Source organism: Bacillus cereus group sp. BfR-BA-01311, from assembly GCF_022664295.1.
Taxonomy (GTDB): domain Bacteria; phylum Bacillota; class Bacilli; order Bacillales; family Bacillaceae_G; genus Bacillus_A; species Bacillus_A cereus.
The window spans coordinates 257,819-275,256 of record NZ_JAKUHC010000003.1 but is presented as its reverse complement, the minus strand read 5'-3'; the positions used below and the strand labels follow the sequence as shown (position 1 = coordinate 275,256).

Below are 17,438 nucleotides of genomic sequence, written 5' to 3'. Positions count from 1 at the left end.
TCAAAAAATCGTTGATATATTGCGATTTATGATAGATATAATTGAAAAATCGTTGATATATTTTTTTACAATTATGAGTGTGTTTCCTTTAGTATCGCTTGTACATACGGATCATGTAATATTTGCTCTATAATTGGTAACATGTTTTGTTCAAATGGAATGTCGATAGGAAATGGCTTTTGAGAGCCTGGTTTTATTCCATATTGCACAATTTTGTAATGTGTATTGTTTTCAGACTTGAGCACAATTAACTTATAGCGGTTATCATCGCCAGCGAGTGAAAAATCAATAGAAGTAGCGTTATATGTCACTTCATCTTTATATATGTACGGTTTTGGCGTACCAATCCAGTCTACTTTTGCTTGTACATTCATGGGCATAGCCTCCTTATATGTATTATAAATAAATAAAAGCCAGCTCTCAATAAAGAGAACCGGCTTGTAATTTAGCAGTCATTGGTTATTTTAAAATTTTCACTTTAACAGTTTTGCGTCCCCATTTTTGAGCAGCGCTATCTGATCCAAGTAAGATATCGATACGGTTACCTTTAATTGCACCACCAGTATCTCCAGCGATAGCTTCTCCGTAACCTTCTACCCATACTTTAGATCCTAATGGGATTACTTTCGGGTCAACAGCGATCATTTTCATATTTGGATTCGCAGTTAAATCATGACCCATTGCAGTTAATACACGGCCGCCATATGTTCCACCGTTTTCGCTCGGATGAGCTGTATATGCTGTAGCTACCACTGTTAACTCACGACCACCAGAAGGTGTGTTAGTTTCAGCAGCTTTCACAGCAGGCTTAGCAGCTGGTTTTGCTTGTGCTACAGGTGCTTGAGCCTTAGCTGGTGCTGCAGCTTTAGCAGGAGCAGTTGTTTCTTGTTTCTCAATTACAGGTGCTGTACCTGTTAAGAAAGGAACATGAACATAAGCTGTTTTCCCGTTATATTCAAATTGTAACCACTCATTTTGTACTTGGTTCGTTGTTTCGATTACATCGTCTTTCTTCAACTTTCCAAGAACCTCTGAGTTTGTGTTCGCTTCAGCACGTACGTTTAATACGTTAGCTGTTACGTAGTAGATGCTTTTTGTGAACTCTGCACTTACGAATGCGTCTTTACCGTCTAAAGTAATTTTTGACCATCCGTTCTCTGTATTTTGAACATCTATTTTATTACCGTTTAGTAATTTACCGACAACTTTTGATTCAGTAGTAGGGTTTTCGCGTACGTTTAGTACGTCTGTTGTTACAACAGTTTCTGCATTAGCAGATGATGTGAAAATCCCAAGACCAAAAACTGCTGCTGTTGCTATACCAATTAATTTTTTCATGATAGCCTCCATTGCGTTTGTTTTCGTGTCCTCATTATAGCAACAGATTTTTTCGGATTTGGGGAAAACACACAATTACAAACCATTCGTAATAAGTCGTTAACATCCTGTAATATAACAAAAAATATAGGAAAGCGTTTTTCATTCTATATGACTCATAGGTTTCTAGTTATATTCAAAATATTTAATACAACATGTTTTTTTCGACGTAAATAAAAATATTACAGCAATGTTACATGATGTTTACTAAACGATTACATTCCTTGAGTATTTTACCGTTTTATGGGTAATATAGTTATATAAACATAAACATTTTGTTTGTGAAGCTATAAACACGTGCTATATACTAGCAAAAAAACCGCATAATTGTTACAAAACGAAAGGGTTGCAAGGAAGAACTTTGCCCTTTTTTACATATGTAACACATCCTTTTTTAGGAAAATACATTCCTATCCGCGTTTTTCTCACACAATTTGACAGCAGTATTTCTAACTTGTAGCTCTTGCAGAGTGAAAAGGTTATACGAAAGGTAAGGCTGTCCATAAGAATTCGAATTGGTGAAGGTGAAAGTAAGAAAATCACCGCAAAATTATAGTTTTCTATCCGATTTTACATATCGGAATTTATGTTTTTTACAAAAACGAAACCTACGAAGGGGGATTTGATGAGGAAACTGACAAAAACATTCATCGTTTCATTAACATTATGTATTGCATTTACAATTTGGGGGATTATTCCCGAATCTATTATTGGAAAAGGTAGCTTAGGAAATGTAACAACCGCAATTCAAACTGCATTAGTTAGTAAGTTCGGGTGGTTTTATATTATTTCCGTGTCTATTATTTTAGGTGTGTCTATCTTTTTAATTGTTTCGAAATACGGTTCTATTCGTTTAGGTAAAGATGATGACGAACCTGATTATAGTTATATGACATGGTTTGCTATGTTATTTAGTGCTGGTATGGGTATCGGCTTAGTTTTCTGGGGCGTTGCTGAACCATTAAACCATTTATACGCACCTCCGTTTGGAGATAGTGCAACTGAGGAAAGTGCGCGCCTTGCACTGCGTTTTTCATTTTTCCATTGGGGATTACATCCTTGGGGACTATATGCGTTTGTAGCGTTATGTATTGCTTACTTCACCTTTAGAAAAGGAAAAGCAAGTACGATTAGTGCGACAGTAGGACCGTTATTTAAAGGTGGGGACCACGGACGTATTGCTCATTTATTTGACGTGTTAGCTGTTTTCGCGACTGTGTTTGGTGTTGCAACGTCATTAGGTCTTGGTGCGAAACAAATTGCAGGTGGTGTTAGTTATTTAACATCTATCCCGAACTCATTAACCACTCAGTTAGTTATTATTGCAATCGTAACAGTATTATTTATGTTATCTGCGCAAACAGGTCTTGATAAAGGAATTAAATATTTAAGTAATACGAACATTATTTTTGCGTTTGCACTTATGATTATTGTATTATTTGCGGGTCCAACAAACTTTATTATGAATTACTTCACTTCAACAATCGGTTCTTACATTCAAGAATTGCCAAGCATGAGCTTCCGTTTAAGTCCATTAGACGAAGGTGGAAACCAATGGATTCAATCGTGGACAATCTTCTATTGGGCATGGTGGATTGCATGGTCACCGTTCGTAGGTACGTTTATTGCTCGTGTTTCACGAGGTCGTACGATTCGTGAGTTTGTTATCGGTGTGTTACTTGTGCCGACCGTAATTGGTGCACTTTGGTTCTCTGTTTTCGGCGGAACAGGTATTCATATGGAGCTGTTTGGTGATGCACATATCTTTGAAAAAATTAAAGAGATGGGAACAGAAGTAGGATTATTTGCTATGTTTGATCAGATGGGAAGCTTTGGATCAGCTTTATCTGTTCTAGCGATTCTTCTTATTTCTACATTCTTTATTACATCTGCAGATTCTGCGACATTCGTTTTAGGGATGTTAACGACACATGGTAGTTTAAACCCACCAAATCGTATTAAAATGATTTGGGGTATCGTTCTAGCCGCGCTAGCTTCTATCTTATTATATGTTGGTGGATTAGAAGCCTTACAAACGGCAGCTATCATTGCAGCATTCCCATTCGTCTTTGTTATTTTCTTTATGATGGCAGCATTATTTAAAGAGTTACAAAAAGAAGGACGTAGGAAGAGTCATTAACAATAGAAGGAAAAGAGCTGATTTCATATCAGCTCTTTTTTATTTCTCTATTTGCCTGTAAAAGTACGATTGGTGATGGCTAATGAAAGTTTCACTTTATATAGAAGGAATTTGAAATGCGGGTAGGGGAAATAAAATACTTTACCATATAAGTAGTATGCCTTTTATACGAAGAAAAAACGATAGGTTTCGACAATATTCGATATCTTACGAATTCTATTCGTATTTTTGTCAAAAATATGTCGGAAATGTGTTGTCACGTTTATATATATGTGCTATATTATTTCCTGTAAGCGATTTCAAATAGTTTTAAAGCGCATTCAAGGGGGACATCTAGAATAATGAAACGTTACGAAAGAAAGTGGAAGCATATTTGTTTGAAACGTGTGGCACATCGTAGTGTCCAAGAAAGCACGGAACCTAAGACTGAAACGCGCAAAGAACAGCAAGAGAAGCAATTGGTTCTACAAAAATAGCAATCACTTTTTCGTATATAAATGAAGGTCGATCGTTCGTTGGGGGATGGACGTGAAATTACTTTCAGCTAAGGGGTATTGTCTGATATATAATTTATACGGCAATAAATAAGCACAGAGCATACGGCGCTCTGTGCTTATTGTTATTATTTATCTTTTTTGAATCGAACTGTCTTATCCCAGCCAATGACTTGTTTCTTGCTCTTTGCACGTAAGTATAAGATTAAGCTACGAATAAATAAGTACGTAAAGAGCTGTGCGTACGTAAAGTACATAATAACGCTAATGAAAATATTAGTCGGTGTAAAGGTTCGTTCAACACTCTGGGCACTAAATAATTGAGAAACATATGTAATATATGCGACATACCACATAAATAGTAGCGGAATGCTATATTGAATTTGGAATATCCCGAGTAGCCCAATTACAAACCAAACGTTTGAAATGATTAGGAATAGCCAAAATACAACATACACTAGAACTTGTTGTAAGGAATGAACAAGCAGCTTTCCTTTAAAGAAACTTAATGATGAGAACATTTTTTCTAAAATGTATAAATTCCCTTGTAGCCAACGTGTACGTTGTTTAATAAGAATTTTTAAATGCTCTGGTTCTTGTTCCCAAGTAACTGATTCTGGGACGATTGGTAAGAGGTAACCTTTTTGTGTAATTCGTAATGTTAATTCAGCATCTTCTGCAATTGCGTAAGGGTCATAGCCACCAAGCTCTTCTAGTGCGGAGCGACGAAGAAGCATATTTGTTCCTGTCAGTGAGCCTGTTTGGAATAGTAACCAGCGTCCAGATTGCATAAGGAGCTGGAAGATTTGGAATTCCAGTGAAATCATTCGCGTCAGCCAGTTTCGCTTTTCGTTTACTGTACGAACATGTCCAACAGCTCCAACAGCATCTTCAGTTGTTTCAGCGTGCTCTACAAGCATTCGCAGTGCGTGTGGTTCAGGCTGGTTATCTGCATCGTAAACACAGAAGTATTCACCATCTGAAATACTAAGCCCATAGTTTAGTACACGTGATTTACCCTTCGGTTCACCGGGTGGAACACGAATATGGCGAATATGAGCATAAGCTTTGTCGAAATCATCGCCGATTTCAGGTGTTTCATCTTGAGAGTTATCATTTAATAAATAAATAGTTAGCTTTCCTGGATATTCAATCTTCGCCATCGCCTCTAAAGTATCTTTAATAACGACGCCTTCATTATGGGCAGGTATGAAAATATCGACGCTCGGATAATGTTCTAGCGTACGATCTTTTCGTTTGCTATTTCGGTGAATTAAGCCCGCAATTGTTAAGAAAGAGTAGTAAACGAGTAAGCCAGAGAATAGAAAGGCCGTAAAAATAAGTACATATTTAATTGAAAATGTGATACTAATCCAAAAAACGAGTACGCAAAACAGAAGGAATAAAAGAAGTATAACGAGAGTCATCATAACAGTGTCTGTCCTTTGTTTCCAATGTGCTCGCGTGAAATTTTTATATCTCGGATTGCTTCAGCAGCAAGCCATTGCTCCATTTTTGGCTTTAGGCGGTTCATTACAATGTCAGCACCAGCTTCATTTGTATTTTGTAATAAAATAACTAGCGTATTATTATCATATTCAGCAGCAAGGTCAAAATCATTCCTTACCGTTTCAACTAATAAGGAAGCTACACGGTCCATAACACTTTCCTTCGTATATTTACTAAAGGAAGTGAAATCAAAGTAAATGATAACGCCTGTTTCATTACGACGATTCATTGCAGTCGTTAATAACGCTTGGCGTCTCTCGAATTCTTGTCTTGTTAGTAATTTGGATTCTCCAATATATTGTTCCAATGTTCTCACACGCTCAGTTAAAGTTTTATTTTCATGAATCACTTTTTTCAATAGGTGAGTTGTTATATATACAATGAAGAAGTTAGCTGCCATCAGGAAGTGGGTAATCATATATTGCCATTGATCTGATGTACTCCATAAGTGAAGCCATGCTTGATAGAACAAATAAAATACGGAAATAGTGGTTCCTAGTATGAAGAAAACAAATGCTGTTTTGTCAGCTAAAAATAAGAATAGTACATTTACGATTACGTATATTATTGTAAAAATGAGAGCATGCTCATATTTCGTCACATGTACAGTAGTAAAATAAAATACAATTTGTAAAATCCACATAGAGAGGATTTTATAGAACTTATCTTTCACAAAACTTTCCTCCTTAAAGCTATTTCATCAATAGATACTTGTAGTATGCGCAATTATTAAGAAATTGACTATGTCGTTACATTCTTTTGAAGGGCAACAACAAGTAGTATCTCTATTTTCATAAGAAAAATAAAAAGACTTAAACATTATTGTATCATAATGTACTTATATTTAGGATAAATTGATTAATAGATACATAAAAGACGCTTGGATTGCATGAAAAAAGTCTCCTCTTGTAGAAAGAGAAGACTCTATATAAGTTTATAGGAACATCATACCTGCAACTGCTGCATTTAAGAAGTTCGCTAATGTACCAGCGATAACTGCTTTAATCCCTAATTGTGCAATTTGTTTACGGCGAGTAGGAGCTAGCGTTCCTGTTACACCTAATTGAATTGCGATAGAAGAGAAGTTTGCGAATCCACAGATTGCGAATGTTAAAATTAGATTTGTTTTGTCAGAGAACTCTGCCATGTGTGGTCCTAAGTTTGCGTATGCAACGAATTCGTTGATTGCAAGTTTTTGACCAATAAAGCTTGCTGCTTGTACAGCTTCACCAGGAGAAACCCCGATTAAGATTGCAAATGGTGATAATAAGTAACCGAAGATTAAATCAAGGCTAAGTTTAATATCGAACAGAGAACCAATCAATCCTAATAATCCATTTAATAAAGCGATTAATGCGATGAAAGCCATTAACATTGCTGCTACGTTAATAACAAGTTGCATACCTTCAGATGCACCGCGTGCAGCTGCGTCGATAACGTTTGCGTCTTCACGTTCTGTAGAAAGTTCAACGTTATTATCTACTTTTTCTGTCTCAGGCATAATCAGTTTCGCAATTAATAAGCTTGATGGAGCTGCCATTATTGCAGCCGCTAATAAGTGCTCTAACGGAATACCCATTGCTGCATAACCGACGAGAACAGATCCAGCAACAGCTGTCATACCGCTTACCATAATAGCGAAGAATTCACTATTTGTTAAACGTGCTAAGTAAGGTTTAATTAAAATTGGAGCTTCAGTTTGTCCTAAAAATACAGTCGTTACTGAGTTTAAGCTTTCTGCTTTAGAAGTTCCAAGAAGTTTACTTAATGCGCCACCAACGACGCTAACAAATTTCTGCATAATACCAAAATGATATAAGATTGCTACTAATGAACTAATAAATACGATTGGAAGTAGTGCTTGAATAAAGAATACAAATCCCCAAGGTCCTTTTGCGTTGACTAAATCCCCAGTAACGAACTTAATTCCCTCGTAAGAAAAATTAATTAATCCTTGAACACCGTCAGCAGCGTGTTTTAAACCTGCTTTACCAGCATCCCATCGTAATACGATAAATGAAAATGACATTTGTAATGCTAGCGCGATTAAAATTGTGCGCCAATTAATAGCTTTGCGGTTGGAAGATAGTAAGAATGCAATTGCTAATACTCCAATCACGCCGCCAATTCCCCATAAAAGATTCATGCAGTGTATGCTCCTTCCTCATAGTAAAAACAGTGTATAAACCAGTTGTCTATACGTTTACGAATATAACATCTTAAGTAACTTATCATAATGGACATCGGAGGTCAAACGTCTAATGAAAAGTTTAAATAAAAAGAAAATTCTTCAAAAAAACACATATGAAATAAATAGACATGAAATAGGTTATGTTTTTTATGGGAATATATACATTATGATAACGTTATGCATTGTTTTTGCAGAATAAAGTGTATGAAATAGAAGAATATATACATTATTTTTGTAGAGGGAAGCTAGGGGAAAGGGAGTAATATGTTGAACTCATAGCAAAAAGCCTTCTAGTAAACTAGAAGGCTTTGAAACTATTAATTAAGGTGCTTTCGTGTATCCTAAGAAGTGGCTCTTCCAATAAGAGTTACTTAATGAAGCGATTGCTACACCTTTATCTCCAGCTTGGATAAATGATCCGCCCCCAAGGTAAATACCCATGTGAGAAGGGCCAGATTTATAAGTGTTTTGGAAATAAATTAAGTCACCAGGTTGTGGACTTGAAGTTTTTGGTAGGCTACTCCAATATCCTGCAACACTTTGGCGGCTAATGTTATGACCAAATTTCTTAAATACGTGGTAGATGTAACCACTGCAGTCAACACCGTTAGCAGAAGTTCCGCCCCAAACGTATGGTACACCTTGCATTGATTTTGCGTATGCAAGTACGGAAGAACTGTCGCCGCTATTATTACCTGTATTATTATTGTTGTTGTTATTGTTTTGATTGTTATTTTGGTTATTGTTAGGCTTATTATCTACTGCGCCTCCAACTGGTGTTTTAGATAGGTAACGTGTTCCGATATAACCAGTTTGACCGTTGTAGTTAATTTTGCTCCATCCAGAGTTTTCAGAGATTACTTGAACCTTCTGACCTTGTGGAAGTGCGCCTATGATTCTATAGTTTGTACCTTCGCCGCTACGTACATTTAGTGCAGAAGCATTAATGTAGTAGTCACCAATTGCACCTTGGTTAGGTTTTTCAGGTTGTTTTGGTTGCTCAGGAGTAGTAGTGCCACCTTTAACGAATTTTACAAATTCGCTACTAACAAAGCCTGTTTTTCCTTGGTAATTTACTTTAAACCAACCGTTTTCAGATCCAACTACGTTTAATGTTGTACCGTTTAAAACGCCACCAATTACACTATGGTAAGCGGCAGGGCCTGTACGAACACGTAAAGATGTAGCGTTAACTACGTAAGAACCACCAGTTTGAATAGTTCCATTATTGTTTTGCTCTTGTTTGTTGCCTTCTGTAACGTTTTCGTTAGAACCGCCTTTTGTTACGTAGTCTTTGCTTATATAAGCAGTTTGTCCTGCGTAATTGATTTTGAACCAATCTTGAACTTCGCCAACAACTTGTACTACTTGTCCTTTTTTGACAGAACCTACAGTTGTGTGAGAAGTGCTAGGACCTGTACGAACGCGAAGGGAAGATACATTTACTGTATAATTTCCGCTTGCTGGTTTTACTTCTTGGTTGTTATTATTCGTATTGTTGTTTGAAGAACCCGCATTAGAAGAAATGCCAGATACGAATTCGCCACTTACATAACCTACTTGTCCATTATGGTTAATTTTCACCCAACCATTTTCTTGTCCAATTACGTTTAATGTTTGTCCTGCATATACACGTCCAGAAACAGAACTAGAAGTGTTAGGAGCTGTACGTACACGTAATACATCAGCGGTAACTTTATTGTTTCCACCTGTGCTTACATTGTTGTTTGCTGCTCCACTTTTTGATACAAATTCGCCACTAACAAAGCCTGTTTTTCCGTTAATGTTAATTTTGAACCAACCATTTTCTTCGCCAATCACGTTTAGTGATTGACCGTTATAAACACGTGAGATGATGTCGTGAGAAGTGCTTGATCCCGCACGAACATGTAAGACGCTCGCGTTTACCGTATAAGATGAGTTGTTTGACGCAGAAGCTTGGACAGTTGTAGCAGCTTTTTGTGTATTTTGTTCAGGTGCAGCTTGAACACTATCAAGTGTAGGTGCTGCTCCTCCTGCTACAGACACTGCCGCAAGACCGGCAAGATACTTTTTCATAATTTGTCGATTCCTTTCTGTCTGTAATGTAGTGAAGAAATATTTACCAACTGTTAAAAATTCTAAAGAGCATGTCGATTACTGTCAAGGCTTATGTGGGAATCTGAATATGACAAAAAGATTACAAGAAAAAATCAAGGCATAAATTTACACCTTGATTTCCATTTAAATGCATATATTGAATATAAAAGGACAGAAATTATTCGTGTTTAAGAAGATGACATATTGGATTGTAACAAGATTTTATTAAAAGATTTTTGCAGTTTTTTGGTGATAGGTCCAACTTGCCCATCTTGAATCGCGGTTCCATCAAGGTGGGTCATTGGTAAAATTTCAATTGTTGTGCCTGTAAAAAAGCATTCATCTGCTTGATAAACGTCACGAACGCTGAAAAGTTCTTCCTGTACAGGTATGTGAAGAGTATTCGCTAAAGAAAGGACATATTGACGAATAATGCCATTTAAAATAAGGTGATTGGCTGGATGTGTGTAAAGAGTTCCATTTTTAATTAAAAAGAAGTTGGAATGGCTTCCTTCCGTTACAATACCATTCCTTACGAGAAGTGCCTCTTTACAACCTTTCCGTTCAGCTTTCGTAGCAGCTAGTACGTTTGGTAATAAATTTAATGATTTAATGTCACAGCGTAGCCATCGAGTATCGGGTTCTGATATAGCGCGTATACCATATTCAATCCATAAGGCTGGTCTTTCTTTTTTTGTAATATAGGCATAAATTGTCGGAGGGGTGTCATATGAAAATACATGTGTGCGAGCTTGTACACCGCGAGATACTTGCAAATAAATTGTGCCATCTTCGTGGAAATGGTTTCGTTCAATTAATTTGTAAAGTAAAGTGATGAGCTCAGCTTTTGAGAAAGGGAGCGATAATTCTACTTCTTCCATGGATCGATATAATCTCGTTATGTGCGGATCTAATAAGTGAAAGTTCCCTTTATATAGGCGAATAACCTCGTAGACACCATCTCCAAACTGCAAACCTCTCTCTTCAAGTTCTATGTACGTTTGTTGTTTTGTTGTATCAATAACTTCATCATTCCAAAGTACAAATTTTTCGTATGCCAATTTCCGTCCCATCCTTTCGTAAGTACGTAAGTAACGTGAAACTTTCATTCATGCGAGATAAAAATCACTATAGTAATTTTTATGTAAGCAATTCTCTACATATGACCGTATATGTATTTGTAAATCATAGAGAAGTAAGGATGGTTTACCCCGCATTAACGGGCAGTAAAACTCCTACTTAAAAATTCGGGTGGAGCAAAGAAGTGAATTGGGCGAATAACTGCCCGTAGCTGCCCGATTGGTGAGGGCTGATTAAAGTTTCACTTTACAGCATTTTGTATATACAAATTCGAAAATAAGAATGAGAATCCTGCTTTTAAATAAAAAAAAGCAACATTCTTATGGAATGCTGCACAAGGAGGGTAGCTATCTTTCATAGGGACATTGTCTCGTTGAATGTTTTGTGTATGGAAACAAAACATGTTGAAAGACAATTATAAGAAAGTAGAAACAAAAGATTTACACACTTCTTTAAGGGATCTTACGAAAGATGAGAGATAAGAAATATGTAGAACCTCGTTTACATATTTTATTATAGAGATTCTTCATTAACACTATGTGAATATTTGGTAAAGGTTATGTAATTTTAAAGTTAATGAATATAAGTAGTTGTATGAAAGAAAATAAAAAAAGAGGCTGAGATTACTCAGCGCTCTTCTTTTCTTCTTTAATAACTGTTTTTACTTCACCAGTTTTGATCTTATTACTTTCAGAGAAGCGAAGTAAGTCACCTTCAATGATTTTATCAGACATGTTCAATTCATTTTGGGCGCGATCAATTAGTGGTTGAGATTCTTCTTTCGGTAATTGTACAACTTCGCCAGTAGCACGGTCATAGAATGTACTGTTTGTGTACATGTATTTATCTGTAACGAAGCTACCGTCACGAAGAACAACGAATCCTTTATTATCAGGTGAGAATACATCATGACCGAATCGAACGTCATTTGTAGAATCTACACCAAGTAAGTTTAGAATAGTTGGTTTAATGTCAATTTCACCAGTTGGTTTCGAAATTGTTTTACCTTCTTTTTGACCTGGAACGTGAATAAACATCGGTGTTTTTTGTAAGTTCATATGGTCAAATGCAGTGATTTCTTCTTTTCCTAAGAACTGTGCCATTGCACGGTTATGGTTTTCAGAAATACCGTAGTGGTCACCGTAGAATACGATTACTGAGTTGTCGTAAATACCTTCTGCTTTTAGACGCTCAATAAAGTGTTTCATTGCTTCGTCTAAGTAACGAGCAGTTACCATGTAACGGTCAAATACTCCATCACCAGAATTGTATTCGTCGATTAATTTTGTACTGTCATCGTAAGTGAATGGGTAGTGATTCGTTAAAGTAAGGAAGCGAGTATAGAATGGTTGCTTCACTTGTTTTAACATATCAATAGATTGATCGAAGTACTCGATATCTTTTAATCCCCAGTTTAATTTTGTTTCTGGCGTAATCTTGTAGTCAAGTTCGTTGTAGTAACGATCATAACCAAGTGCTGGATACATAATGTTACGGTTCCAGAATGTTGCGTTGTTTGCGTGGAATACCGACGTGTGATACCCTTGCTGACGTAAAATTTCTGGAGTTGCTGTATATTCATTGTTACCGTGTGTGAAGAATACAGCACCGCGGTCTAGTGGATATAACGAAGTATCTACTAGGAATTCAGCATCAGATGTTTTACCTTGACCAGTTTGATGGAAGAAGTTATCAAAGTAATAACTTTCTTTCGTAAATTGGTTTAAGAATGGTGTAACTTCTTGTCCGTTAACTGTTGCACCAATTAAGAATGTTTGTAATGACTCAAGAGAGACAACAATTACGTTTTTCCCTTTTGCAGTACCGAACATATTTGGATCTGGTTTACTTTGTGTTGTTTTTACGTAGTTTTCTGTTTCTTGTAATTTACTACCGTCAGCGAACGCTTTTTGTGAACTTGATTTTGCTTGTAAGCCAAGATCGTATACTTGGTGTACATATAATCCTAAGTTTTTAACAAGCATAACGCGGTCGAATGAACGTGTTAATAGTTCTGGGCGTTCAGCTTCTGCAAGTCCTAAGTTTGCGAAGAAAATAGCAACTGTTGATACGAAGTATAGAGAACGCATCGGGCGTGCTACACGCTCTGTAGGTGCAAAGTTCTTCATTTTCTTTAATAGAACGAAGAAAACGATAATGTCTGCAAATGCAAGGATAATTTTGTAGTTAAATAATTCTTTCACACTAGAACCTAAACTTCCGAAGTTAGATGTTTGTCCTAGCACCGGTAATGTAACGAAGTCATTGTAGAATCCGTAGAACATTACGTTACCAACAAGAACGATTGTTAAGACAAAATTAATTCCAAGTGCTATATAGTTACGTTTTTTCCCTTTTGCAAATAATGCAAGACCAACAAGCAGTAATGATGCTGCTAATGGGCTAAGGAATAAAATGAATTCTTGCATGAAAGATTCAAGTTTTAAGTCAAAGCTTGTGCGTGTAATAAGGTAAGTTTTTAGCCATAAGGCTAAAGCTACGAATACAGTGAAACGCACATTTTGAAATTGTGATTTCAAGGTTTCTTTCATTCATTTCCACCCTTTCTCTATCAGGCTTGGTCGATTTTGGAGCGAAAAATGCTAAAATAAAAAATACATAGTTTTCTTGGCCATAATTAAAGGTTCTATATTCACCCATATACGACTATAACTATGCATACCCTTTTGGTTTCTTTTGTTGCTCATAAGCATAACGTCATTTCTGTATTATACAACAAAATTCATTTCTGAGAAACACTATAACATTTTACATTTTTTGTATAAGATTTGTCACTACCAGAGAAAACTTTAACATTCGTTTATATGTCCGTCAACTAGAAAATATAACAAAGGTAGAGCAGAATGTTAAGTAGAAGTGAAAATTTTCTTTGTTGAGAAATAAGAAACGAAGATGGGTAAGGGTTATCTAGAAATCTATTATATGAAGGAAATCGTGTGAAAATTAACGAACACTTGTTCTTTTTTAGTTTGTTTGTTACAATAAAAGTTCATTGATAGGTTTTGTGTAATTTCCATGAACTTTTACTGATAACATATTGTAGCTTATTTCTTTTTAAAAATAGGGAGGCTTTTTACATGAAACAAAAATTTTCAGTTGAAGCGTTTTGGAAGAAAGTAAAACATGTTGCAAAGCAAGCTGGGCAGTCGGTCATTTATGCAAGTTTATTACTGTTTTACGTTTTGCAAAGACCAGATGTTCCAAAACGAGTGAAAATTATTGTAATTGGAGCACTTGCTTATTTTATTGCACCGATTGATGCGATTCCAGATTTCATTGCTGGAATTGGCTATACGGATGATTTAGGGGCGTTAACGGCCGCACTAATACAGGTGTCGTTATACGTCAATGAAGATGTGAAAGATAAGGCACGAGTGAAGTTGGCAGAATGGTTTGGTTCGGATATAGACACAACATTTATCGATCAGAAATTAGGTCAATAGGTGAAACCTGTCTGTTATAAGGTGACAGGACGAACGTAAGCGAGGAAGTGCATTATGCCATCAGGAAGAACGCATACGAAAATAAACTTAATATCCCTTCCGGTTGTTTTGTTTTTTCTCTTTTCGTATGGATTAACAAATTTTGATTTTTTATTAACTTTTGCAATTGGTTTTTTAGTAGGTACTTCATTTTTAACACCAGATTTAGATACGTACAGTAATGCTTATAACAAATGGGGTTTCTTACGTATATTTTGGTATCCTTATAAGAAAGTAATGCCACATCGATCTTTCTTTACGCATACGATTATACTTGGTGATGTGATTCGTATTGCGTACATGTTAATTGTCTTTTCTCCATTTTTATTACTATTAAATGTAATCGCACTGGATGGTAATTTAATAGAAATTGCGAAGAAACATGAGGTTGAAATTGTAACGTTCTTAATGGGAATTGTTGTGGCAAGTACGCTCCACATTATAGCGGATAAAGTGAATACACGCCGAAAGAAAATGATGAGAAAAAAGAAGAAACGCAGAAGATAAAGTGAACGAATTAGGAAAAGGGCCCCTTGCAATTTGCAAGGGGCCCTTTTTAAACAAACATTTGTTTAAAATTAAGCTTTCAGCACTTTAATTCCTTTTACAATGTTCCAGATGAAGTAGTATAAGCTGATGATTCCGCAAATAGCTAAGACAATCATTGATCCAATTCCAAGTGTTACATCTGGTTGATCAGATCCAAGACCCATAATTCCTAAAATAGTTACGCCAATGAATGTAGCGATACTTGGAATGATGTGTGTCCATAGAGCACGTTTTGCATGTGGTTTTGTTTCAGCGTCTCCTACAATCCAAACGATAATAGGGAATAAGATAGGGGCAAATAGTACACTAAAGTATGATAAAGCTGCTAATATTTTATTTCCGTTCATATATATCACCTCATAAATAATTTCTGTTGTTATACTATTATTATGCAATAATTTTGGCAAACTTCCTATCGATGAATATTACAAGAACATGACGATTTTGTAAGATTTTCTGTTAAATAATAAAATTTTCAAAAAAATCTTTTTTAATAGAAATTGTTATGGTACAGTATAAATGAAAGTTGTTGAAAACGTTTTCTTAAACGTTTTTTTATTTTAGACTTAAAGGTATGATGACCTGATAGTCTATTGATGAGGTTATTGTATTTAAAAGGGGATTCTTTAGGGGGAGAGAACAATGAACACATGGACACAAGTTTATGATCCATTCGGAAACATTTGGATTTCGGCAGCGGTCGCACTTATTCCGATTATCTTTTTTTTCTTAGCTTTAGCAGTTTTCCGCATGAAGGGGTATGTAGCAGGATTTATTACAGTTGTACTTACAATTTTAGTAGCGTTATTCGCTTATAAAATGCCGTTCACGATGGCAATGGCAGCGACCGGATATGGTTTCTTATACGGATTATGGCCAATTGCTTGGATTATCATTATGTCGGTATTTTTATATAAAATTTCTGTGAAAACAGGTCAATTCGATGTGATTCGTGCATCGGTATTATCGATTACGAACGATCATCGTCTACTCGTTATTTTAATTGGATTTTCATTTGGAGCATTTTTAGAAGGAGCGGCAGGATTTGGGGCACCAGTAGCGATTACAGCAGCACTTCTTGCGGGGCTTGGCTTAAATCCTTTATACGCAGCAGGTCTTTGTTTGATTGCAAATACTGCACCAGTGGCGTTCGGAGCGATGGGAATTCCGATTACAGTTGCTGGACAAGTAACAGGTATTGATCCACATAAAATTGGACAAATGGCTGGGCATCAATTACCGTTCCTATCATTATTTGTGCCATTCTTTATCGTATTTTTAATGGATGGATTTAAGGGGATACGACAAACGTGGCCTGCGTTATTTGTAGCGGGTAGTTCATTTGCGATTACGCAGTTCATTACAGCGACATTTTTAGGACCAGAACTTCCGGATATTACATCGGCACTTGTAAGTTTAATTAGTTTAGCGCTGTTCTTAAAAGTTTGGCAGCCGAAAGAAACTTATCAATCTGGGCAAGCAAATAGTGAAGTAGCAACAACGACAGCGGCATCGATGCCGAAATTAACGTTTGGAAAAGTAGTGAAGGCATGGTCCCCATTTATCGTATTAACGGTTATGGTAGTCATTTGGAGCCAAAGTTTCTTTAAGGCATTATTCACTCCAGGAGGGGCTTTAGAAAGTCTTGTATTTAAGTTTGAAATTCCAGGTCTGCATAATCTAGTAATGAAAGCAGAGCCAATTGTAAATAAACCAACGCCTTACGAAGCGATTCTGAAGTTTGATGTATTATCGGCAACCGGAACAGCGATTTTAATTGCGTGTATCATTTCCATGTTTATTTTGAAAATGAATGTAAAAGATGCAGTAGTGACATTTAAAGAAACGTTAAGCGAATTAAAAATGCCAATTCTATCTATCGGATTCGTACTAGGGTTTGCATTTATCGCAAACTATTCTGGTCTATCTTCTACGTTAGCGTTAGCATTAGCCGGAACTGGCGGACTATTCCCGTTCTTCTCACCATTCTTAGGCTGGATTGGCGTATTTTTAACAGGGTCTGATACGTCTGCGAATGCACTGTTCTCAAATTTACAAGCCATTACAGCGCAGCAAGTCGGCGTATCTGAAGTGCTTCTCGTTGCAGCAAATACAACAGGCGGTGTAACAGGTAAAATGATTTCCCCACAGTCGATTGCGATCGCTTGTGCAGCGGTTGGTCTTGCTGGAAAAGAATCGGATTTGTTCCGTTTTACAGTGAAGCATAGCTTATTCTTCATAATTATTGTTGGTATTATGACGTATGTACAGGCGTATTATTTAACGTGGATGATTCCATAAAGAGCGAAAGAAATAAACTTTGAATTTTTCAGATTATGGTGTATGATGGGAAAGTATTGAAAATTAAATCAGTGATAAACTAGGGGTGCCTAACGTATGCGTAGGCTGAGAGAGAAGCGCGTGAACTTCTTAACCCTTTGGACCTGATCTGGCTCGTACCAGCGTAGGGAAGTTAACGGCTTTACATAATGATGTCTTTATGAGCCAGGTCCTTA

The 17,438-nt window shown here is 36.4% G+C and carries 13 protein-coding genes and 1 riboswitch; of the genes, 4 read left to right on the top strand and 9 right to left on the bottom strand.

The features are described from left to right. Nucleotides 1-71 precede the first annotated feature (71 nt). Both MR136_RS09310 and MR136_RS09305 read right to left on the bottom strand, forming a co-directional pair. Nucleotides 72-374 carry a DUF3910 family protein gene (locus tag MR136_RS09310; protein WP_001102539.1) on the bottom strand — a complete coding sequence of 101 codons (303 nt, stop codon included), beginning with the start codon at nt 372-374 and terminating at the stop codon, nt 72-74. A gap of 85 nt (nt 375-459) precedes the next feature. Next, nucleotides 460-1,338, bottom strand: coding sequence for a cell wall-binding protein EntA (locus MR136_RS09305; protein ID WP_000733326.1), 879 nt, complete (start codon nt 1,336-1,338; stop codon nt 460-462). A 664-nt stretch (nt 1,339-2,002) separates the two neighbouring features. Here MR136_RS09305 and opuD point away from each other — a divergent pair. Further along, a complete protein-coding gene (opuD, locus tag MR136_RS09300; RefSeq protein WP_242259344.1) occupies nt 2,003-3,517 on the top strand; it encodes a glycine betaine transporter OpuD in 1,515 nt (504 codons plus the stop codon). A 622-nt stretch (nt 3,518-4,139) separates the two neighbouring features. On the opposite strand, the gene MR136_RS09295 is transcribed toward opuD, so the two are convergent. The 6 genes from MR136_RS09295 to MR136_RS09270 all read right to left on the bottom strand — a co-directional run bounded on the left by MR136_RS09295 (nt 4,140) and on the right by MR136_RS09270 (nt 13,422). Then, entirely contained in the window at nt 4,140-5,441 is a 1,302-nt protein-coding gene (locus MR136_RS09295; RefSeq protein ID WP_000988751.1) for a glycosyltransferase family 2 protein, read from the bottom strand. Next, nucleotides 5,438-6,193 (bottom strand): GGDEF domain-containing protein, encoded by a 756-nt coding sequence (locus MR136_RS09290; protein ID WP_242259343.1) that lies wholly within the window; start codon nt 6,191-6,193, stop codon nt 5,438-5,440. Before MR136_RS09290 ends, MR136_RS09295 begins: the two co-directional genes overlap by 4 nt. A 261-nt stretch (nt 6,194-6,454) precedes the next feature. Further along, on the bottom strand, nt 6,455-7,666 hold the full coding sequence (locus tag MR136_RS09285; RefSeq protein WP_088338267.1) for a NupC/NupG family nucleoside CNT transporter: 1,212 nt from the start codon (nt 7,664-7,666) through the stop codon (nt 6,455-6,457). A gap of 366 nt (nt 7,667-8,032) precedes the next feature. Next, on the bottom strand, nt 8,033-9,769 hold the full coding sequence (locus MR136_RS09280) for a C40 family peptidase (RefSeq protein ID WP_242259342.1): 1,737 nt from the start codon (nt 9,767-9,769) through the stop codon (nt 8,033-8,035). Nucleotides 9,770-9,978: 209 nt separating this feature from the next. After that, nucleotides 9,979-10,863 (bottom strand): D-amino-acid transaminase, encoded by an 885-nt coding sequence (locus MR136_RS09275; RefSeq protein WP_078420886.1) that lies wholly within the window; start codon nt 10,861-10,863, stop codon nt 9,979-9,981. A 630-nt stretch (nt 10,864-11,493) separates the two neighbouring features. Beyond that, nucleotides 11,494-13,422 (bottom strand): LTA synthase family protein, encoded by a 1,929-nt coding sequence (locus MR136_RS09270; protein ID WP_000665358.1) that lies wholly within the window; start codon nt 13,420-13,422, stop codon nt 11,494-11,496. Nucleotides 13,423-13,968: 546 nt separating this feature from the next. Here MR136_RS09270 and MR136_RS09265 point away from each other — a divergent pair. Both MR136_RS09265 and MR136_RS09260 read left to right on the top strand, forming a co-directional pair. Next, nucleotides 13,969-14,334, top strand: a complete 366-nt coding sequence (locus MR136_RS09265; protein WP_000810369.1) for a YkvA family protein — start codon at nt 13,969-13,971, stop codon at nt 14,332-14,334. Nucleotides 14,335-14,388: 54 nt separating this feature from the next. Further along, entirely contained in the window at nt 14,389-14,880 is a 492-nt protein-coding gene (locus tag MR136_RS09260) for a metal-binding protein (RefSeq protein WP_001139057.1), read from the top strand. A gap of 71 nt (nt 14,881-14,951) precedes the next feature. Here the strand turns inward: MR136_RS09260 and MR136_RS09255 are convergent, their stop codons facing one another. Further along, nucleotides 14,952-15,269, bottom strand: a complete 318-nt coding sequence (locus tag MR136_RS09255) for a magnetosome magnetite crystal formation protein family (RefSeq protein WP_001014099.1) — start codon at nt 15,267-15,269, stop codon at nt 14,952-14,954. 295 nt (nt 15,270-15,564) lie between these two features. Here MR136_RS09255 and lldP point away from each other — a divergent pair, with 295 nt between their 5' ends. Then, a complete protein-coding gene (gene lldP / locus MR136_RS09250) occupies nt 15,565-17,223 on the top strand; it encodes an L-lactate permease (protein WP_061457890.1) in 1,659 nt (552 codons plus the stop codon). Between the two features lie 71 nt (nt 17,224-17,294). Beyond that, nucleotides 17,295-17,410, top strand: a riboswitch (TPP riboswitch). Nucleotides 17,411-17,438 lie beyond the last annotated feature (28 nt).